Source organism: Amycolatopsis sp. NPDC051373 (assembly GCF_040689465.1).
Classification (GTDB): Bacteria; Actinomycetota; Actinomycetes; order Mycobacteriales; family Pseudonocardiaceae; genus Amycolatopsis.
Map to the genome: position 1 here is coordinate 347,367 of NZ_JBFBAE010000006.1, position 20,839 is coordinate 368,205.

Sequence of the window (20,839 nt, forward strand, 5' to 3'; positions counted from 1 at the left end):
CGACCGCGCCGCTACAACCGCGTGCCGCAGTCGCCGCAGAAGACGGCGCCGGCGGTGGAGGGCTTGCCGCATTCGGTGCAGTGGACGGTGGGGGCCAGGGACGAGCCGCAGGAGGCGCAGAACTTGCCGCCCTCGGCCTTCACGCCGCAGCTGGGGCAGGTGAGGTGGGCGCGGGTGTCCAGGTCGAGGTCGCGAGTCCAGTCGCGGTCGCGGGCGCGGTCCCGGATCTGGTCGCGCTGCGCGGAGGCCTGGGCGCGCGAGATCTCCTCCGCGACGCTCGGCGAGCACCGCAGGCACTGCCCGATCTCGGTGTTCCAGCACTGCTCGGCGCACATCCAGTCGCTGCAACCCCGGCACTGACGGAAGCTCGGCGAGATCTCCTTGACCGCGGCCGCTAGCGCGCGGTCCTTCGCCGAGGAGTTCGTGGCGCGGTCGTAACGCCATTGGTCGGCCGAGTAGCTCAGGTCCTGCAGCTTGCCGCCGAAGAACGAGCCCACCGCACGCAGGACTCCGCGGCCCGTTTCGACCGCGTCGCGCTGGAAGGCCGACCGGTAGCCGTTCCCGCAGCGTTCACAGCGGAACTCGAACTGGTAGCCCTGGGTGTTGGAGATATCCGAGAAGTTGTCCGTGAACGGCACGACGTCAGCCACGGCCGCCACGGTAGGTCGCCGCCACCGGCGCGGGGACCGTAGAAGTGCCGACAACAACAGGACTACCGAGCGCATCCATCTCAGCTGAAACCAGGCCACGAAGAAGGCCCCCGCCCGGAAACCCGGGAACGGGGGCCTTCTCAGCTACTGGCTACGAGCCGGTCAGCGGAAGTCGCGGCCGAAGTCGTAGTCGTCCAGCGGAACAGCGGCACCGGTGCCCGAACCGAACACGTCCGGGGTGTAGTAGCCGTCGTCGTAGGACGGGATCGCGTAAGCCGCGACCCGGGCCTCCTCGGTCGGCTGGACCTGGATGTTCCGGTACTTGTTGATGCCAGTACCGGCCGGGATCAGCTTACCGATGATCACGTTCTCCTTGAGGCCCACGAGCCGGTCCGAACGGCCGTTGATGGCCGCGTCGGTCAGGACACGCGTGGTCTCCTGGAACGAGGCCGCCGACAGCCACGAGTCCGTGGTCAGCGAGGCCTTCGTGATGCCCATCAGCACCGGACGACCCGAAGCCGGCTCGCCGCCTTCGGAGACCGTCGACCGGTTGCGCGCCTCGAACTTGGTCCGCTCGGGCAGCTCGCCCGGCAGGAAGTCCGTGCCACCCGAGTCGATGACCGTCACGCGGCGCAGCATCTGCCGCACGATGACCTCGATGTGCTTGTCGTGGATCGACACACCCTGCGCGCGGTACACCTTCTGGACCTCGTCGGTGAGGTGCATCTGCGCCTCACGCGGGCCCATCACGCGGAGCACCTCGTGCGGGTCGGGCGTGCCCTCGAGCAGCTGCTGCCCGACGTTGACGTGGTCACCGTCGCCCAGCGGGCCGTTCGGGGTGTTGGCGAGCCGCTGCCGCTTGGACAGCTTGTCGAAGACGATCTCCTCCGACCCGTCGTCCGGGATCAGGGTGATCTTCCAGAACCGCTCGCTCTCCTCGATCCGCACGCGGCCGTCGACGTCCGCGATCGGCGCCTTGCCCTTCGGGACACGGGCCTCGAAGAGCTCGGTCACACGGGGCAGACCGGTCGTGATGTCGTCACCGGCGACACCACCCTGGTGGAACGTACGCATCGTCAGCTGCGTACCCGGCTCACCGATCGACTGGGCGGCGACGATGCCGACGGCCTCGCCGACGTCGACGAGCTGACCCGTCGCCATCGAACGGCCGTAGCAGGTCGCACACACACCGACCGCCGACTCACAGGTGAGGACCGAGCGGACCTTGACCTTCGAGATGCCGCTGGAGAGCAGCTTCTCGATGGCCGGGTCGCCCACGTCGTCGCCCGCGTTGAGCACGACGTTGCCCTTGGCGTCCACCGCGTCCGTCGCGAGGTTCCGCGCGTACACACTGGTCTCCACGTGCTGGTCGCGCAGGACCTTGCCGTCGCCGACGTCCTCGCCGACGACCATCATGATGCCGCGCGTGGTGCCGCAGTCGACCTCGCGAACGATGACGTCCTGCGAGACGTCCACCAGACGACGGGTCAGGTAACCCGAGTCGGCGGTACGGAGAGCCGTGTCCGCCAGACCCTTCCGGGCACCGTGCGTCGCGATGAAGTACTCCGCCACCGACAGGCCTTCACGGAAGTTGGCCTTGATCGGACGCGGGATGTACTCACCCTTCGGGTTCGACACGAGGCCACGCATGCCGGCCAGCGACCGGACCTGCGTCATGTTGCCCGCCGCGCCCGACTTCACGATCATGGCGATCGGGTTGTCGTCCGGCAGCGCCGTCTCCATGATCTTGTGGACCTCTTCGGTGGCCTGCGTCCACACCTTGACGAGCTCGTTGTTGCGCTCGGTGTGGGACAGCTGACCACGCTGGTACCGCTTCTCGACCTGGTCGGCCTTGCCCTCGTACTCGTCGAGAATGGCCTTCTTGCCCTCGGGCACGAGCACGTCGGAGATGGCCACCGTGACGCCCGAGCGGGTCGCCCAGTAGAAGCCGGCGTCCTTGAGCTTGTCCAGCGTCTGCGCCACCTGCGTCATCGAGTACCGCTCGGCGAGGTCGTTCACGATCGCGGCCTGACGCTTCTTCGGCATCGGCTCGTTCACGAACGGGTAGTCCGCCGGCAGCAGGTCGTTGAACAGCACGCGACCCAGCGTCGTCTCGGCCAGCCACATCTTGCCCGGCTCCCAGCCCGCCTCGGCGAGCCGCGCTTCGTCGGCCTTGGCCGGCTGGCGGTCCGTGACGCGGATCTTGATGGGAGCGTGCAGGCTCAGCGCCTTGCGGTCGTACGCCATGATCGCCTCGGCCGGCGACGAGTACGCGTTGCCCGCGCCCTCGGCCTTCTCGTTGAGGCGAGTCAGGTGGAACAGGCCCGTGACCATGTCCAGACGCGGCATGGCGAGCGGGCGGCCCGACGCCGGCGACAGGATGTTGTTCGCCGACAGCATCAGGATCCGGGCCTCGGCCTGCGCCTCGGCCGACAGCGGCAGGTGCACCGCCATCTGGTCACCGTCGAAGTCCGCGTTGAACGCCTCGCAGACCAGCGGGTGCAGCTGGATGGCCTTGCCTTCCACCAGCTGCGGCTCGAAGGCCTGGATGCCGAGGCGGTGCAGGGTCGGCGCGCGGTTCAGCATCACCGGGTGACCGGTGATGACCTCTTCGAGCACGTCCCACACCTGCGGGCGCGAACGCTCCACCATCCGCTTGGCGGACTTGATGTTCTGAGCGTGGTTCAGGTCGACCAGCCGCTTCATGACGAACGGCTTGAACAGCTCGAGCGCCATGTCCTTCGGCAGACCGCACTGGTGCAGCTTCAGCTGCGGGCCGACGATGATGACCGAACGGCCCGAGTAGTCCACGCGCTTGCCGAGCAGGTTCTGGCGGAACCGGCCCTGCTTGCCCTTGAGCAGGTCGGACAGCGACTTCAGCGGCCGGTTGCCCGGGCCGGTGACGGGACGACCGCGGCGGCCGTTGTCGAACAGCGCGTCGACGGCCTCCTGCAGCATCCGCTTCTCGTTGTTCACGATGATCTCGGGCGCGCCGAGGTCGATCAGTCGCTTGAGGCGGTTGTTGCGGTTGATCACGCGGCGGTACAGGTCGTTCAGGTCCGACGTCGCGAACCGGCCACCGTCGAGCTGCACCATCGGGCGCAGGTCCGGCGGGATGACCGGCACGGCGTCGAGCACCATGCCGCGCGGGTCGTTGCCGGTCGCCTGGAAGGCGGCCACGACCTTGAGGCGCTTGAGCGCGCGCAGCTTCTTCTGGCCCTTGCCGTTGCGGATGGTGTCGCGCAGGTTGTCGGCCTCGGCCGCGACGTCGAACTCGGCGGCCAGCTTCTGGATGGCCTCCGCGCCCATGCCGCCGGTGAAGTACTCGCCGTAGCGGTCGACCAGCTCGCGGTAGAGCAGCTCGTCGGCGATCAGCTGACGCGCGTCGAGCTTCGTGAAGGTGGTCCAGACCTCCTCGAGGCGGTCGAGCTCGCGGCCGGCGCGGTCGCGCAGCTGACGCATCTCGCGCTCGCCGCCTTCCTTGACCTTGCGGCGCACGTCGGACTTGGCGCCCTCCGCCTCCAGCTCGGCCAGGTCGGCTTCCAGCTTCTGCGCGCGAGCCTCGATGTCCGCGTCACGCTTCGTCTCGAGGTTCTTGCGCTCGACGCCGATCTCGTTCTCGAGGGTCGGCAGGTCGTTGTGGCGCAGCTCCGCGTTCACGCCCGTGATGACGTAGGCCGCGAAGTAGATGATCTTCTCGAGGTCCTTCGGCGCCAGGTCCAGCAGGTAGCCCAGGCGGGAGGGAACACCCTTGAAGTACCAGATGTGGGTGACGGGCGCGGCCAGCTCGATGTGGCCCATCCGCTCACGGCGCACCTTGGCGCGAGTCACCTCGACGCCGCAGCGCTCACAGATGATGCCCTTGAAGCGGACGCGCTTGTACTTGCCGCAGTAGCACTCCCAGTCCCGGGTCGGACCGAAGATCTTCTCGCAGAAGAGACCGTCCTTCTCAGGCTTGAGAGTCCGGTAGTTGATGGTCTCCGGCTTCTTGACCTCGCCGTACGACCACTGACGGATGTCATCTGCGGTGGCAAGACCGATGCGGAGCTCATCGAAGAAATTGACGTCCAGCACGTCTTTGCATCCCCTTGGGGTTGTATCGACTAGAGGAATTGGCGGGCGAGCCGGGACCCACGGGAGGCAGGTCCCGGCTCAGCACGCGATCAGTGCACGACGTCGTCCACCGAGGGCGACTCGTTGCGGGACAGGTTGATGCCGAGGTTGGCCGCGGCGCGCTCGAGGTCCTCGTCGTCGGAGTCGCGCATCTCGATGGCCGCACCGTCGCTGGAAAGCACCTCGACGTTCAGGCACAGCGACTGGAGCTCCTTCAGGAGCACCTTGAACGACTCCGGGATACCCGGCTCGGGGATGTTCTCCCCCTTGACGATGGCCTCGTACACCTTCACGCGGCCGACCACGTCGTCCGACTTGATCGTGAGCAGCTCCTGCAGCGTGTAGGCAGCGCCGTACGCCTGCATCGCCCAGCACTCCATCTCACCGAAGCGCTGGCCACCGAACTGCGCCTTACCACCCAGCGGCTGCTGCGTGATCATCGAGTACGGACCGGTGGAGCGGGCGTGGATCTTGTCGTCGACCAGGTGGTGCAGCTTCAGGATGTACATGTAGCCGACGGACACCGGGTACGGGTACGGCTCGCCGGAGCGGCCGTCGAACAGCGTGGCCTTGCCGTTCTCCTTGACCATGCGCTCGCCGTCGCGGTTCGGCTTGGTCGAGCCCAGCAGCCCGGTGAGCTCCTCTTCCTTCGCGCCGTCGAACACCGGGGTGGCGGTGTTCGTGTTCGGCGCGACGTCGTAGAGCTCCTCGGACAGGTTGGCCGCCCAGCTCGGGTTGCCCTCGATCGTCCAGCCCTGCGAGGCCAGCCAGCCCAGGTGCAGCTCGAGGATCTGGCCGATGTTCATCCGTCGCGGAACACCGTGGGTGTTCAGGATGATGTCGACCGGCGTGCCGTCCTCCATGAAGGGCATGTCCTCGGCGGGCAGGATCTTGCCGATGACGCCCTTGTTGCCGTGGCGGCCGGCGAGCTTGTCGCCCGGCTGGATCTTGCGCTTCTGGGCCACGTAGACGCGGACCAGCTCGTTGACGCCCGGGGGCAGCTCGTCGTCGTCCTCGCGCGAGAACACGCGGATGCCGATGACCTTGCCGGTCTCGCCGTGCGGCACCTTCAGCGAGGTGTCGCGGACTTCGCGGGCCTTCTCACCGAAGATCGCGCGCAGCAGGCGCTCTTCCGGCGTCAGCTCCGTCTCGCCCTTCGGCGTGACCTTGCCGACCAGGATGTCGCCGTCGCGGACCTCGGCACCGATGCGGATGATGCCGCGCTCGTCGAGGTCGGCGAGCACCTCCTCGGAGACGTTCGGGATGTCCCGGGTGATCTCCTCGGCGCCCAGCTTGGTGTCGCGGGCGTCGATCTCGTGCTCCTCGATGTGGATCGACGTGAGCACGTCGTCCTGCACCAGGCGCTCGGAGAGGATGATCGCGTCCTCGTAGTTGTGGCCCTCCCACGGCATGACCGCCACGAGCAGGTTCTTGCCCAGCGCCATCTCACCGTTCTCGGTGGACGGGCCGTCGGCGATGACCTGGCCCTTTTCGACGCGGTCACCCTCGTCGACGATCGGGCGGTGGTTGAAGCACGTGCCGTGGTTGGAGCGGCGGAACTTGTACAGTCCGTAGCTCTTCCGCGTGCCGTCGTCGTGCATGATCGTGATGATGTCCGCGGACAGCTCCTCGACCACGCCGGCCTGCTCGGCCACGAGGACGTCACCGGCGTCGACCGCGGCGCGCAGCTCCACACCCGTGCCCACGTACGGGGCCTGGTTGCGCAGCAGCGGCACGGCCTGGCGCTGCATGTTCGCGCCCATCAGCGCGCGGTTCGCGTCGTCGTGCTCCAGGAACGGGATCATCGCGGTGGCGACGGAGACCATCTGCCGCGGCGACACGTCCATGTAGTCGATCTCGAGCGGGTCGATCAGCTCGACCTCGCCGCCCTTGCGGCGACCCAGGACCTTGTTCTCGACGAAGTGGCTGTCTTCGGTCAGCGGCGCGTTGGCCTGCGCCTTGACGAAGCGGTCTTCCTCGTCGGCCGTGAGGTAGTCGACCTGGTCGGTGACCTGGCCCTCGACGACCTTGCGGTACGGGGTCTCGATGAAACCGAACGGGTTGACCCGCGCGTACGAGCAGAGCGAACCGATCAGGCCGATGTTCGGGCCTTCCGGCGTCTCGATCGGGCACATGCGGCCGTAGTGCGACGGGTGGACGTCGCGGACCTCCATGCCGGCGCGCTCACGGGACAGACCACCGGGGCCCAGCGCCGAGAGGCGGCGCTTGTGGGTCAGGCCCGACAGCGGGTTGTTCTGGTCCATGAACTGCGACAGCTGCGAGGTGCCGAAGAACTCCTTGATCGCCGCGCCGATGGGGCGGATGTTGATCAGGGTCTGCGGCGTGATCGCCTCGACGTCCTGCGTGGTCATGCGCTCGCGCACGACGCGCTCGGTGCGGGAGAGGCCGACCCGGATCTGGTTCTGGATCAGCTCACCCACCGTGCGCAGGCGGCGGTTGCCGAAGTGGTCGATGTCGTCGGTCTCGACCGGCACCTCGACGTTCGACACGCTGGTCATCTTGTCCTCGCCGGCGTGGAGCCGGACCAGGTACTCGATGGCCGAGACGATGTCCTCTTCGGTCAGCGTGCCCGTGTCGTACGGGGTGTCGAGACCGAGCTTCTTGTTGACCTTGTAACGACCGACCTTGGCCAGGTCGTAGCGCTTCGGCTTGAAGAACAGGTTCTCCAGCAGCGTCTGCGCGCTCTCCTTCGTGGGCGGCTCGCCCGGACGGAGCTTGCGGTAGATGTCGAGCAGCGCCTCGTCGGTGCCGGCGGTGTGGTCCTTCTCGAGCGTCGCCAGCAGCGTCTCCGAGAAGGAGAAGCGCTCGCGGATCGCCTCGGTGGTCCAGCCCAGCGCCTTCAGCAGCACGGTGACTGGCTGGCGGCGCTTGCGGTCGATGCGCACGCCGACGGTGTCGCGCTTGTCGACGTCGAACTCGAGCCACGCGCCGCGGCTCGGGATCACCCGAACGCTGAAGACGTCCTTGTCGGTCGTCTTGTCGACACTGCTGTCGAAGTACACGCCCGGAGAACGCACGAGCTGGGACACGACGACCCGCTCGGTGCCGTTGATGATGAAGGTGCCCTTGTCCGTCATCACCGGGAAGTCGCCGAGGAAGACCGTCTGGCTCTTGATCTCACCGGTGTTGTTGTTGACGAACTCCGCCGTGACGAACAGCGGGGCCGCGTAGGTCATGTCCTTGTCCTTGCACTCCTCGATCGAGGCCTTGACCTCGTCGAAGCGCGGAGCGGAGAAGGACAGCGACATGGAACCGGAGAAGTCCTCGATCGGGGAGATCTCGTTGAGGACCTCCTCCAGGCCGCCGACCGGGTTCTCGTCACCTTCGTTGACGCGGCGCTCGAACCACGCCTCGTCGCCGGTGAACCACTGGAACGACTGGAGCTGCACGTCCAGCAGGTTGGGGGTGTTGAGGGGCTCGCGAATCTTTGCGAAAGAGACCCGCTTGGGCGCGCCGGGGATACCCGTGGACTCCGAGCGGGATACAGCCGAGGTGGTCGCAGCAGTGGCCTGGTTCGCGGGAGAGACTGCCAAGATGCGTCCTTCCGGGGACAATGAGCGGTGAGCAGCCGCAATGGCAACAGGTGCCGTCGCGGACTGTCAGGGGTGCCGTGTGCCCACTATCCTAACTACCGGCTCCGGGCAGCCTGAAAGAGGGCAGCGCAAAGAGGCAGTCTAGCCCGAACGACGCGGTCTGTCCAGGGGGCGCTCCCGATGGGGCCCAGCCTGCCTCGCGGCGTTGTAGCAATGCCTCCGGCCTGCCCGGGTTCTGCGTCCCTCCCGCAAGGTTCGCGCTCCCGGCCGTGACCGTTGGCAGTAAGCCTGAACCCACGACGCCTTCGAGTCAAGATGCCACTCGGGGGTCCGACCGGTTGGCGCAGCGTCGACCGGGGCATGCGGAGGGTGACAAGCGGGATGATCATCCCGGTTACCCGCCGGTACCTGCGGAATCGTGGTCTGGCAGTGGTTCGGGGAGGGTTTCAAACGGTGTTCTGCGTCACGAACAGGGGTCGTGGGGCGAGGGGTCCAGTCGGCCGCAGGGCGTCGCGTGGATCGCGGCTGAGGGGTCGGTGGAGGCCTGTTCGGGGCGGTCCGAGGGGTGAAATGTTCGGGGTGGTCCGAAGGGAGGGCTGTTCGGGTCGGGCTGCTCAGGTCGGGCTACTCGGGTCGGGCTACTCGTGGCGGGCTGCTAGGTCGGGCTGCTCATGGCGGTCTGCTCGGGGTGGTCCGGGGGGTTCGGGGGCTGATTCCACGACCCAAATGGGCCGGTGCGGTGCCCGGCCGAGGGGCGCGCGGGTGCCTTGTGTCACGGGCAGGTTGACCCGCCACAGGAAGTCCGGCGCGCCACAGGCAACTCGGCTTGCCCACAGGCACCCGGCTGACTCGGGGCTTGTCCACCGGCAACTCGGCCCGCCACAGGCAGCTCGGCTTGTCCACAGGCCACCCGGCCGACTCCGGGGTTGTCCACAGATTTTGTTCCGGGCATTTTTCGAGGTCAGGGGCCGATAGACTGGGATGGGGACGCCCCCCGAGGGGAGGGCGGGGGTTTGCTCGACGGGGAGCCGTTTCGGGTCTCCAACAGGCAACCCCACGCCGATGATCACGCCCCGGCAGCCCCGGGTCGGGAGCAGGCCGGCGTGCCGACCCACGGTCTCGGAGCGGCCGCCGACACGGCGTTGCGGGCGATCGTTCGCGATGAGCTGGACCGCCGGTTCACTCGCCGAACGCGCCGTGATCACCCGAGCAGCCAGGGTGGCGGTGCTGTCGCAACTACCGCCGGAGGCCGCCGTGACCCGCGAGGCCGAGTGCCGCGGTACGTCCGGGCAGACAAATCCGGCATCGGCACGATTGCGTGTCCATCCGGCGAGATTGTCCGGGTTTCGTGAATTCCCCACCGCTAAAATCAGATCCGATCCTGGTCGCCGGCCCACGACGGAGTGCTCATGTTCGGGAACGAGACTGCGCCGCTCCACCGTGATCCTCGCCGTCGCGCTGGCCGCACTCACCGTCGGAGGCACTCAGGCCATGGCCGCATCCGGAAAGACCGCCACAGACACCGCCGGCACCGCGGGCCACGCGTTCGGCCGGCTCGGGCCGCTCGCCGACCTCGTGGTCGAGCGCCTGCGGATGGGTGATCGCGTGGCCGCGTCGAAGTTCGGCACCGACAAGCCCATCGACGACCCGGCGCGCGAGGAGCAGGAGCTCGCCTCGGTGCGCACGCGCGCGTTCGCGCTGGGCCTGGACCCCGAGCGTACGGCGGCGTTCTTCTCCGACCAGATCACCGCGAGCAAGGTCGTGCAGCGCGGGCTGTTCGACCGCTGGACCGCGCACCCCGACCAGGCGCCCACCACACGCCCGGACCTCGCCGAGATCCGCGCCGAGCTGGACGAGCTGACGACGTCGCTGCTGACCGAACTGGTGGCCACGAACGACGTCCGCGAGCCCGGCGCGCCGTGCCGGGTGGACGTGCTCGAGGCGCAGATCTCGGCTGACGTCGTCGACCACCTCGACGAGTTGCACCGCACCGCGTTGCGCACGGCCCTGCAGTCCCTCTGCTGAGGCTCTGAACGAAAGCAAGAGGCCCGGCACCCGCTCAAGCGGGCACCGGGCCTTCGGCTTCGACTTACTTCGACGGCGGCGGCGAGGCCGGGGCCGAGGAGGTGGGCGCCTTGGCCGCGGGCGGCGCTGGGGCCTTGTACGTGTCGAGGTCGGTGATCTTCCACGTGTCGCCCTGCAGCTGCGCGTCGACGTGCAGCTGGGCCGAGCCGGCCGTGGTCTGCTTGGTGTCGGCGCGCGTGGAGGTCTGGTCCACGAACACCATCACGCGCGCGAGGTCGCCGTTGAGCATGATCACGGCGCTGCGGGTGACCTTGCAGGTCACCACCATCTTCTGCTGCGGCGCGAGGCGTTTGACCTCGCCCATGAGCGAGTTGTACTTGGCCTTGACGCTGTCGTTGGCGAGCAGGCCGTTGGCGGCGTCCTCGGTCTTCTTGATGTTGTTGTAGTCGTAGGAGAACAGGGCCTCGGTGGCCTTGGACACCTGGTCCTTGACCTGCGCGGTCTTCGCGACGTCCAGCAGCGCGGTGTTGCTCGTGGAGTCGGAGGCGTCGTCGAAGCCGAGCTTGAAGAACACCGCGCCCGCGGCGAACACCAGGCCCACCACGAGCAGCACGACGGTCAGCACGACCGTGCGGTCCTGGCGCGGCTGCTGCCTCGCCCACGGCGGCGGCACGGCGGGCGCGCCGGCGGCCTCCTGCTCGGCCTCGTCGACGTCCACGGGCTTCGCGCGACCCGAGTCCCGGCGCTTGCGGCGCGGAGCCGCGCGGACTGTCTCGTCGGTTTCCTCGGGAGCGGCGACGGCCTCGCCGGTGAGGGCGTCGACCTCGGCTTCGTCCTCGACCGCGGCCGCGGTGTCCACGTCGGCGGCGTCCTCGGGGTCCTCCGTGGCCAGCCCCCGCGACCGCGAGATCCCCGCGCTCCTCGGGAACCGGATCTCCTGGGTGACCTCGGACGGATCCGCGCTGGTCAGCGGGCCGGTCCGCGGCACCGCCGGACGCGGGCGCGGCTTGGCCGCGGCGGGAGCCGGAGCAGGTGTCGGCCGCTCGTCGGTGGACGCAGGTGCGCCGTCCGCGCTCGACGGCTTGCGCAGCCCGGCGACCCTCGGCCGACGGGCCGGCGGGGTGCTGCTGCGGGGCGGCTGGCGGCGGGAGGGAGGCACTAGGAGAACTCCGTTCTGCGGTGAAGCTACTGGCCGGAGGCGACGAGGGGGACGTTGTCGATGCCGGACAGCTTCCAGTCGTTCCCGACGCGGGTCATCGAGACCTCCAGGCGCAGCGCCTTCGAGGAGCTCTGCGCGCCCTGGGTGACGTCGGTGGTGATGGCGGCCAGGAAGCTGGCCTTGCCCTCGTGGTCGTCGAGCTCCTCGACCGCGATGTCCTGCACGGTCGTGGTGACCTTCGTCTTCGCGTCGGTCAGCGCCTTGCCGTAGGTGGGCTTCAGCTGGTCGATCTGCTTGGCCATGTCGTCGTCGGACACGGACTTCTGGCGGGCGAAGACGGCGTCGAGGTTCTGGTAGTCCACCTCGGTGTAGGCCTTCACGGCGTTGGCGCCCGCCTTCACGACGTCGTCACGCGACTGCGCCAGGGCCGCGTTCTCCCCCGTGCCCGCGACCCACCACATGATCCCGAAGACCACCGCGACCACGAAGGCGGCGAGCGCGAACGCCCCGGCGCCGAAGAGCCACACGCGCGGCGAGCCCGGCAGGGACCGCTTGGCCGGCGAGGCGGCACCGGTCGAAGCAGTCTCCGAAGCGGAAGCCGGGGCTTCCGGCGGCGACGAGGTCACCCCTTCCTCGGCGGCGGCCTGTTCGGAACTCATATCACTCCAGGGTAGGTAACGGTCATCGAATCCACGCCCACGCGGCTCAGCCGGCGAGACCGAGCAGCGCTCCCAGGCTGTTCAACGAGACACCCGGGCTTCCGGCTACGCCCGGCACGGCGGCATCGCGCATGTCCTGCAGTTCCTGGGCCGGACGGCCCGCGTTGGCGTCCACGTCGGCCTGCGACGGCGCGACCGGGGCCCCGCCGTACGGCGCGTTCTGCGAGCCGCGGACGTTGATGGGGCTGCCCTTGGGCTCGGCACAGTACACATTGTCGTCGGCCGGCCGCGGTGACGTGTCGGCGCCCGTGCGGTACTGGCTGTAGGGCAGGTAGCCCTTCGTGCAGGCCGGCGGGTTGAACAGGTCGAGCACGAGCCCGAGGTGGGCGGTGCCGTCGCCCGGCGCCACGCTGGAGGCCGCGCCGGCCAGCGCCGGGTAGGTCACCAGGCCCTGCTCGATGCCGTCGAGGCGGGTCACGGTGACGTTGGCCGTGGTCAGCAGGTTCGCCGTCAGCGCGCCCAGGCCCGGCCCGGTCTCGTTGACGACCTGGTCGATCTGTGCCGCGACCTGCGGCGTGATGCCGATGAGCTTGCGCAGGTCGCCGTCGGAGTTCTTCAGCGTGCCGGTGAGCTCGTTGAGGTTCTTGGAGAAGTCCGCGAAGTTCGACGCCTCGTAGTTCTGCGTGTCCAGCGCCTGGCCGCCGGCGTCGAGCAGCTGCACGGTCTGCGGCAGGTACTGCTGGGCCGTGGCCGTGAAGCTCTGCGCGGTGTCGAGCAGCTGCTGCAGGTCTCCGCCGGTGCCGCGGAACGCGTCGTAGGACTCGTCCACGACGGTGCGCAGCGAGTCGGTGGGCACGGAGGCCGCGAGCGAGTCGAGGTCCGACAGCAGCCGATCGGTGCTGACCGGCACGGTGGTCTTCGACGCCGGGATCACCGAGCCGCCCGCGAGGAACGGGCCCTTGTCGTTCTTCGGCCGCAGGTCCACGTACTGCTCACCCACGGCCGAGCGGTTGGCGACCACGGCGTCGAGGTCCGCGGGCACCTGCGGCGCCGACGGGTCGATGTTGAGGTCGGCCTCCAGGCCGGTCTGCGTGAGCCGCAGCTGGCCGACGCGCCCGATGTTGAAGCCGCGGTAGGTCACCTCGGCGTTGGTGAAGATGCCGCCCGACTCGTTGAGCTGCAGCTTCACCGTGTAGCCGCTGTCGCCGAACACCGAGCCGAGGCCGGCGAAGCGGACCAGGGCGTAGACGAGCGCCACGACCGAGATGATCGCGAAGGCGACGAGCTGGAACTTCGTCTTGCGCAGCAACATCAGCCCGCACCTCCCGAGAGGATCCCGAAGAGCCCGGACAGCCCGCCCTGTGGCTTGCCGCCACCCTGGCCACCGGTCGAGTTCGGCTTCGCGTTCGACCCCGACTGGCCCCCGAGCGGTAGCAGCGGCGGCTGGTCGCCCTGCGTGCCCCCGGTCAGGCCCGGCACCGGCAGCAGGTTCGACAGCGGGTTGTCCCGGCTGCGGCCCAGGTTGTCGATGACGTCCTTGAGGTTCAGGTCGACCTTCGCGAAGAGGTTGAAGTAGTCACCCTTCACGTCGTTGTAGGCCTGATCGGTGAACGGGAAGGTCAGCAGGATCTGCAGCGCCTGCGGCAGGTCGTTGCCCGCCTCGCCGAGCTTCTGCAACGTCGGCGTGAGGGCCTTGAGGTCGGCCACGAGGTCCGCCTTGCTCTTGTTCACCGTGTCGGTGGCGACGCCGGAGAGGTTGTTCAGCGCGTTGAGCATGGTCACGAGCTGGCCGCGCTGCTGCTCCAGCACGCCGATGCCGGGGCCGAGGTTGTCGACGGCGCCCACCAGCTTGTCCTTCTGGTCCTTGAGCGTCATCGACAGCCGGTCGAGCCCGTCGAGCGCGCGGGTGATGTTGCGCGACTGCTCGTCGAGGTTCGTCACGAGCTCGTTGGCGTTGTCCAGCAACGCCTTGATGTCGGGCTCCTTGCCCGCCGTCGCGTTGTTGAGCTCCTTGGTGATGGTGTTGAGCTGCTCGACGCCACCACCGTTGAGCAGCAGCGACAGCGCGCCGAGCACCTCTTCGACCTCGACGTCGCGGCCAGTGCGCGCGAGCGGGATCGTGGCGTTGTTCGCGAGCGTGCCCTGCGCCTGCCCGTCGCCGGGCGAGGAGAGCTCCACGTACTTCTCGCCGAGCAGGCTCGACTGCTTCACGTTGGCCAGCGCGTTGGCCGGCAGCTTCACGTCGCCGTTGATCTCCACGGTGACCTCGGCGTGCCAGCCGTCGGGGGTGAGCCCCACGGACTCGACCTGGCCGACGGGCACCTCGTTGACCTTCACACCGGCCTGCGGCACGAGGTCGAGGACGTCGGAGAACTGCACCTTGACCTTGTACGGGTGGCTGCCGAGGTCGGCGCCACCGGGCAGCGGCACGTCGTAGATGCCGGTGAACCCGCAGCCGGACAGCACCAGCGCGGACACCGTGGTGACCACGCCGGCGGCGGCGAACCTCTGGAGGCGCTTCATGCTCAGCTCCCCGTCCCGTAGACCTGGCCCGCGAGCGGGAGCGGCAGTGGCGGCAGCTTGCCGTTCTGCAGTGACTGCAGGACCTGCGCGGTGGACGGCAGCGGCACCGCGCCGTCGACCACACCGGCGATCGAACCGCACGTGTCACCGAGCAGCTTGAGCGCGTCGGGCGTCTCCTTGAGCAGGTTGCAGACCATCACCAGCGGCGGCTGCGTGAGCTCGTTGAGGTTCGGCCGCGCGTCGAGCGTGCCCGCGGAGCCGTTGTAGACGTTGACGAGGTTCGACAGCGCCACCGGCGCCACGTCGAGGATCTCCGACAGCGCGCTACGCTGGTCCACGAGCACCTTGGTGACGCTGGCCAGCTTGTCCACATTGGACTTGAGCCGGCCGCGGTTCTGCTCGATGAAGCCCTGCACCGACTGCAGCGTGGTGCTCAGCTGCTGCACCGTGGCGGCGAGGTCATCCTTCTCCCCCGCCAGGTACCCGCTCACGTCGGCGAGCTGGCTCTCGAACTGGCGCACCTGGCTGTCGCTGTTGACCAGTGTCTGCGAGAACTGGCCGAGGTTCTGCACGGTCTGGAACAGGTCGTCCTTGTTGCCGGCGAGCGTGCCGGACGCCTGGCCGAGTTTGGCGATCGTGTCGTGCAGGGCCTGGCCGTTGCCGTCCACGTTCTTCGCGACGGTGTTGAGCAGGTCCGAGAGCGAGCCGTTCTTGTTGGCACCGTTGGGGCCGAGGGTCTCGCTCACCTTCGCGAGGCTCGCGGCGAGCTGGTCGACCTCGAGCGGCACCTCGGTGCGGTTGAGCGGGATCACGGCGCCGTCGGAGATCTTCGGGCCGCCGGTGTACGCGGGCGCGAGCTGGATGTAGCGGTCGCTGACCAGCGACGGCGAGACGATCAGCGCCTTCGCGTCGGCGGGCACCGGCACCGAACGGTCGTACTCGAAGTCCACGCGCACCTGGTTGCCCATGGGCTGGACCTTGGTGACCGTGCCGAGGTCGACGCCGAGCATCCGCACGCTGTTGCCCTCGTAGAGGCCGACAGCGCCGGAGAAGTACGCGGTGAGGTGGTTGCGCCCCGCGTCCTTGAGCGTCCACCAGATGCCGCCCGCGATGACGAGCGCGAGGACGACGGCGATGGACGCGCCGCGCAGGAGCGACTGGCCGAACCGGGTGTCACTCATTTCGTGTAGCACCCCTCTTGGTTGATCGGCCCGAACGAGGGCGCCACCAGACCGCAGATGTAGTTGTCGAACCAGTGCCCGGTGCCGATGGTGTTGGTGAACACGCGCACGAACGGGGCGAACTTCGCGATGCCCTGCGCGAGCGAGTCCTGGTTGCGCTGCAGCATCGACGTCAGCTGGTCGAGCTGTGTGAGCACGGGGTCGAGCTGCTTGTCGTTGTCGTCGACGAGGCCCTGCAGCTGAGTGGCGAGCTCCTTGGAGCCGTCGAGTAGCGCGGTGATGGCCTGCTCGCGCTTGGAGATCTCGTCGAGCAGCTGGTTGCCGTCGGTGATCAGCTTCTGCACCTCGGCGTCGCGGTCGACCAGCGTCTGCGACACCTCGCGGGTGTTGGCCAGCAGGTTCGACAGCTGCGCGTCGCGCGAGGCGATGGTGTCAGAGAGCTTCGACAGGCCCGAGAGCGCGCCCTTCACGTCCTCGGGCGTGTTGGCGAAGGTCTGCGTGATGGTGTCGAAGCTCTTCGCGAGCTGGTCGGTGTTGATGTCGTCGACGGTCTGCGAGAGGCCGCGAAACGCGTCGAGCACGTCGTAGGGCGACATCGTGCGGTCGCGCGGGATCGGCTGGCCCGGGTTGAGCGTGCCGACGCCCTGCGGGTCGAGCGACAGGTACTTCTGACCCAGCAGCGTCTTGATCTTGATCGCGGCCGAGGTCTTGTCGCCGAGCCAGGCGTCCTTGACCTTGAACGACACCTTCACGCTGGCGCCGTCGAGCTTGATCTCGGAGACCTTGCCGACCTTCACGCCGGCGACGCGCACGTCGTTGTCGGTCGTGAGCCCGGCGGCCTCGGAGAACTCGGCGCTGTAGGTCGTGCCGCCGCCGATGACCGGCAGGTCGTCGGAGTTGAGCGCGGCGACGAAGCCGAGCACGAGCACCGCGAGCCCGACCAGCGCGATCGGGACGGGGTTGCGCTTCTGGAAGGACTTCATCCGCTGCACCTATCCCGGGTCGACGGCAGCACAGTGGCGTCGAGAGGCTTGTTGATCAGCGGCGGCAGGGCAATGGTCCCCTTGACCTCGCACGCGTAGAAGTTGAACCAGGAGCCGTAGTCGGCGGTGCGGGTCAGCGCGCTCACCTTCTGCGGCAGGAACTGGATGAAGTGCTCCAGCGTCGGCTCGTTCTTGTTGAGCTTGGTGGTCAGGTCACCCAGCGCGCTGATGTCGTCCTTCAGCGGCTGGCGCGCGTCGCCGAGCAGGCCGGCGGTGGTCTGGGCCAGGTTGCCGAGGCTGTCGATCGCGTCGCCGATGGGCTTGCGGTCGGCGGCCAGGCCGGACACCAGCTGCTGCAGCTTCACGATCAGGTCGCTCAGCTGCGGCGTGTGCGCGTTGACCGTGTCGAGCACCGAGTTGAGGTTGTCGATGACCTCACCGATCACCTTGTCCTTGTCGGCGATCGTGGTGGCCAGCGATGCGGTGTGCGACAGCAGGCTCTCGACGGTGCCGCCCTCGCCCTGCAGGACCTGGATGACCTCGTAGGAGAGCTTGTTGACGTCGTCGGGGTTCAGCGCGGTGAACAGCGGCTTGAACCCGTTGAACAGCTCGGTCAGGTCCAGCGCCGGCGTGGTGCGCTCGAGCGGGATCGAGCCGCCCGGGGGCAGCGTCTTGCCGGAGGTGTCGGTGCCCTCGCCGAGGGAGAGGTAGCGCTGGCCGACGAGGTTGCGGAACTTGATCTGCGCGGTGACACCCGCCGGCAGCTGCCGCCCGGCGTCGACCTCGAAGTCGACCTGCGCCTGGCGCTTGTCGACGATCTTCACGTCCTTCACCGTGCCCACGCGGACGCCGGCGATGCGGACGTCGTCGCCGTTGAGCAGCAGCGTCGCATCGGTGAAGCGCGCCGAGTAGTCCTTGGTGCTGGTCGTGTTGATGTTCGCGATGCTGATGCCGAGCACGGCGGTGAACAGCACGGTGATCACCACGAAGATCGACAGCTTGATCAGCGGTGCAGCCAGTCCCCTCACTTCACCGTCACCTCCGCACCCCGATAGAGCGGGCCGACGAGCAGCGAGCCCCAGCCGGGGAAGTCACCTTCGGACATCCCGACCTGCGGGGCCACGAGCTGGCCGAGGAAGTCGTTCTCCGCGCCCGAGTACGCCGGGTCACCGCCGCTCGTGCCGCCGCCGAGACCCGCGGCGTCGGAGAGGAAGTTGGCCGGGTTGAGGCCCTGGCCGTGGGACTTCGACCCCGGGGTGGGCTTGGTGCCGTCCTTGAACGCGCCGTCCGGCGGCTCCTGCGGGAACGGGTTCGGCAGGTTCTTGAGGTCGTAGCAGCGCGGGCCGCGCTTGTCCTCGAACCGCGGCTCGTCCTGACCCGCCTTGTAGGGACCGCGGTTCACGACCACCTCGATCGTCGCGTGCAGGCCGGGCTGGTTCGTGCCCTTGCCCAGCGCCTTGTCGACCACCGGCACGAGCTTCGCCATCTGCCCGATCACGCACGGGTACTCCGGCGCGTACTTGGCGAGCAGCTCGGCCGTGGGCCGCGCGGTGTCGGCGAGGCTGATGATGTTCTGGGAGTTGGCTTCCAGGAACGACTGCAGGTCCTGCGAAGCCGCGGTCAGGTTGCTGTAGAGGCTCGCGAGGTTCTGCTGCTCGTCCACCACGGTGCGGGTGGTCGTGCTCAGGTTGTCGAGGCTCTGCACCAGGTCCGGCGCCGAGGCGCTCAAGTTGTCGGAGAAGTCCGCCAGTGCCTTGAGGTTGTGCTGCAGCTGCGGCTCGTGCGGGTTCAGCTTGCCGATGTAGTCGCCGAGCTGCGAGAGCGTCTCGCCGAGCGGCTTGCCCCGGCCCTGCAGCGCGGTGGAGATCGCGGTGAGCGTGCTCGAGAGCTTCTGCGGCTGCACCGCCTGGAGCACCGGCATCAGGTGCTCCAGCGCCTGCTCCAGCTCGATCGCGCCGGAGGTGCGGTCCTGCGGGATGACGTCGCCGTCGGCGAGCGTCTTGGCCGACGGGTTCTTCGGGATCTCGAGCGAGACGTAGCGCTCGCCGAAGAGCGTCTTGGGCAGGAAGCGCGCCGAGACGTTCTCCGGAATCAGCTTCACGTAGTCCGGCTGGAGGTCCAGCGTGAGCTCGGCCCCGTCGGTGGTGGCCGCGATGGTCTTGACCGACCCCACGATCAGGCCGCGCACCTTCACGTCCGACTGCTCCAGCAGCTGGTTGCCGATGCTGTCGGCTTCCAGCTTCACCGTGACGAACTTGGTGAACGCCTTGTTGTACAAGGCGATGCTCAGGGCCACACCTCCCACGAGCAGCGCCACGAGCAGCAGGCCCAGGAGCCTGCGCCGCAGCGTTGCCACCGGCCCGCCCACCCCGCCTGCGATCATCCCGCAATCCTCACCGTGACGTCGGTTCCCCAGATGGCGAAACCGATGAAGAAGTTCACGATCGAAACCGTGACGATGGAAAGGCGAACCGCGCGGCCCACGGCCACGCCCACGCCGGCCGGCCCACCGGAGGCGCGGTAGCCGAAGTAGCAGTGCGAAAGAATGATCAAGACGCTGAAGATCAGCACCTTGATGAACGAGTACAGAACGTCTTGCGGTGGTAGGAAAAGGTCGAAGTAGTGGTCGTAGGTACCCGCTGACTGGCCGTAGATGTAGATGACCACCAGGCGTGAGGCGAGGTAAGAGCTCAGCAGGCCGATGATGTAAAGCGGGATCACGGCCACGAACCCGGCGATGATCCGCGTGGTCACCAGGTACGGCAGGCTCGGCACGCCCATGACTTCCAGCGCGTCGATCTCCTCGGAGATCCGCATGGCGCCCAGCTGCGCGGTGAAACCGGCGCCGACCGTGGCACTCAAGGCAAGGCCGGCGACCAGCGGGGCGATCTCGCGGGTGTTGAAGAACGCGGTGAGGAAGCCGGTGAACGCCGAGGTGCCGATGGAGTTCAGGGCCGAGTAGCCCTGCAGGCCCACGAGAACACCGGTGAACAGCGTGAGGCCGACCATCACGCCGACTGTGCCGCCGATGACCGCGAGCGAGCCGGAGCCGAAGCTCACCTCGGCGAGCAGTCGCAGGACTTCCTTCATGTAGCGGCGCAGCGTGCGCGGCGTCCACAGCAGCGCGCGGCCGTAGAAGGACATCTGGTCGCCCAGGGTGTCCAGAGTCTCCAGTGGACGGTGGGCGACGCGCTTGGCACCCGAGATGAACGTCATGTCAGTCCAGCTTTCCGGGCACGATCTGCAGGTAGATCAGCGTGATCACGAAGTTCACGACGAAGAGCAGCAGGAACGTGATGACCACCGACTGGTTCACCGCGTCGCCCACGCCCTTCGGGCCGCCGCTGGGGTGCAGGCCACGGTACGCGGCCACGACCGCGGCGATGAAGCCGAAGATCAGGGCCTTGAGCTCACCGACCCAGAGGTCGGGCAGCTGCGCCAGCGCGGAAAAACTCGCCAGGTAAGCGCCGGGTGTGCCGCCCTGGAGCACGACGTTGAAGAAGTAACCGCCGAGCACGCCGATGACGCTGACCATGCCGTTGAGCAAGAGCGCGACGAGCATCATCGCGAGCGTGCGCGGCACGATCAGGCGCTGGACCGCGGAGACGCCCAGCACCTCCATCGCGTCGATCTCCTCGCGGATGGTGCGGGCGCCAATATCAGCGCAGACGGCACTTCCTCCTGCGCCGGCCACCAGCAGCGCCGTGACGAGCGGGCTGGCCTGCTGCACCGTGGCGAGCACGGAGCCGGCGCCGGTGTAGGACTGCGCGCCGAGCTGGCGGGCGAGCGCACCGAACTGCAGCGAGATGACCGCGCCGAACGGGATCGCGACGAGCGCCGTCGGCAGGATCGTGACGCTGGCGACGAACCAGGCCTGCTGGATGAACTCCCGCAGCTGGAACGGGCGCTGGAAGATGCCGCGGATGATGTCGAGACCGAGGGCGAACAGGTTCCCGGTCTCGCGGAGCATGCCGTGCCCGGGGATTTTCCTC

The 20,839-nt window shown here is 68.2% G+C and carries 14 protein-coding genes; 1 reads left to right on the forward strand and 13 read right to left on the reverse strand.

Annotated features, from left to right (window positions below; all coding sequences use genetic code 11):
• Nucleotides 1–11: 11 nt before the first annotated feature.
• The 3 genes from AB0383_RS14185 to AB0383_RS14195 form a co-directional block, all read right to left on the reverse strand.
• Nucleotides 12–650 (reverse strand): zinc ribbon domain-containing protein, encoded by a 639-nt coding sequence (locus tag AB0383_RS14185; protein ID WP_366187306.1) that lies wholly within the window; start codon nt 648–650, stop codon nt 12–14.
• A gap of 162 nt (nt 651–812) precedes the next feature.
• Nucleotides 813–4,724 carry a DNA-directed RNA polymerase subunit beta' gene (locus tag AB0383_RS14190; RefSeq protein ID WP_364183423.1) on the reverse strand — a complete coding sequence of 1,304 codons (3,912 nt, stop codon included), beginning with the start codon at nt 4,722–4,724 and terminating at the stop codon, nt 813–815.
• A gap of 89 nt (nt 4,725–4,813) precedes the next feature.
• Nucleotides 4,814–8,317, reverse strand: coding sequence for a DNA-directed RNA polymerase subunit beta (locus AB0383_RS14195; protein ID WP_364183426.1), 3,504 nt, complete (start codon nt 8,315–8,317; stop codon nt 4,814–4,816).
• A 1,440-nt stretch (nt 8,318–9,757) separates the two neighbouring features.
• On the opposite strand from AB0383_RS14195, the gene AB0383_RS14200 reads away from it, so the two are divergent.
• Nucleotides 9,758–10,342 carry a chorismate mutase gene (locus AB0383_RS14200; RefSeq protein WP_366187309.1) on the forward strand — a complete coding sequence of 195 codons (585 nt, stop codon included), beginning with the start codon at nt 9,758–9,760 and terminating at the stop codon, nt 10,340–10,342.
• A 64-nt stretch (nt 10,343–10,406) separates the two neighbouring features.
• Here AB0383_RS14200 and AB0383_RS14205 read toward each other — a convergent pair whose 3' ends face one another.
• The 10 genes from AB0383_RS14205 to AB0383_RS14250 are packed head-to-tail and all read right to left on the reverse strand — an operon-like array spanning nt 10,407 to nt 20,817.
• Nucleotides 10,407–11,501, reverse strand: coding sequence for a hypothetical protein (locus tag AB0383_RS14205; RefSeq protein ID WP_364183432.1), 1,095 nt, complete (start codon nt 11,499–11,501; stop codon nt 10,407–10,409).
• Nucleotides 11,502–11,527: 26 nt separating this feature from the next.
• Nucleotides 11,528–12,160 carry a hypothetical protein gene (locus tag AB0383_RS14210; RefSeq protein WP_364183435.1) on the reverse strand — a complete coding sequence of 211 codons (633 nt, stop codon included), beginning with the start codon at nt 12,158–12,160 and terminating at the stop codon, nt 11,528–11,530.
• 46 nt (nt 12,161–12,206) lie between these two features.
• Nucleotides 12,207–13,472 (reverse strand): MlaD family protein, encoded by a 1,266-nt coding sequence (locus AB0383_RS14215; RefSeq protein WP_366187312.1) that lies wholly within the window; start codon nt 13,470–13,472, stop codon nt 12,207–12,209.
• Nucleotides 13,472–14,683 (reverse strand): MCE family protein, encoded by a 1,212-nt coding sequence (locus tag AB0383_RS14220; protein ID WP_366187314.1) that lies wholly within the window; start codon nt 14,681–14,683, stop codon nt 13,472–13,474. Before AB0383_RS14220 ends, AB0383_RS14215 begins: the two co-directional genes overlap by 1 nt.
• Nucleotides 14,684–14,685: 2 nt before the next feature.
• Nucleotides 14,686–15,864 carry an MCE family protein gene (locus AB0383_RS14225; protein ID WP_366187316.1) on the reverse strand — a complete coding sequence of 393 codons (1,179 nt, stop codon included), beginning with the start codon at nt 15,862–15,864 and terminating at the stop codon, nt 14,686–14,688.
• On the reverse strand, nt 15,861–16,847 hold the full coding sequence (locus tag AB0383_RS14230) for an MCE family protein (protein WP_366187318.1): 987 nt from the start codon (nt 16,845–16,847) through the stop codon (nt 15,861–15,863). Before AB0383_RS14230 ends, AB0383_RS14225 begins: the two co-directional genes overlap by 4 nt.
• On the reverse strand, nt 16,844–17,875 hold the full coding sequence (locus tag AB0383_RS14235) for an MCE family protein (RefSeq protein WP_366187320.1): 1,032 nt from the start codon (nt 17,873–17,875) through the stop codon (nt 16,844–16,846). Before AB0383_RS14235 ends, AB0383_RS14230 begins: the two co-directional genes overlap by 4 nt.
• Nucleotides 17,872–19,230: an MCE family protein gene (locus AB0383_RS14240; RefSeq protein ID WP_364183449.1), complete on the reverse strand. Its 1,359-nt coding sequence runs from the start codon at nt 19,228–19,230 to the stop codon at nt 17,872–17,874. Before AB0383_RS14240 ends, AB0383_RS14235 begins: the two co-directional genes overlap by 4 nt.
• Complete coding sequence (locus AB0383_RS14245; RefSeq protein WP_360597583.1) at nt 19,227–20,063, reverse strand: ABC transporter permease; 837 nt, start codon at nt 20,061–20,063, stop codon at nt 19,227–19,229. The genes AB0383_RS14240 and AB0383_RS14245 overlap by 4 nt, the downstream gene beginning before the upstream one ends.
• A 1-nt stretch (nt 20,064) precedes the next feature.
• Nucleotides 20,065–20,817, reverse strand: coding sequence for an ABC transporter permease (locus AB0383_RS14250; RefSeq protein WP_326838172.1), 753 nt, complete (start codon nt 20,815–20,817; stop codon nt 20,065–20,067).
• Nucleotides 20,818–20,839 lie beyond the last annotated feature (22 nt).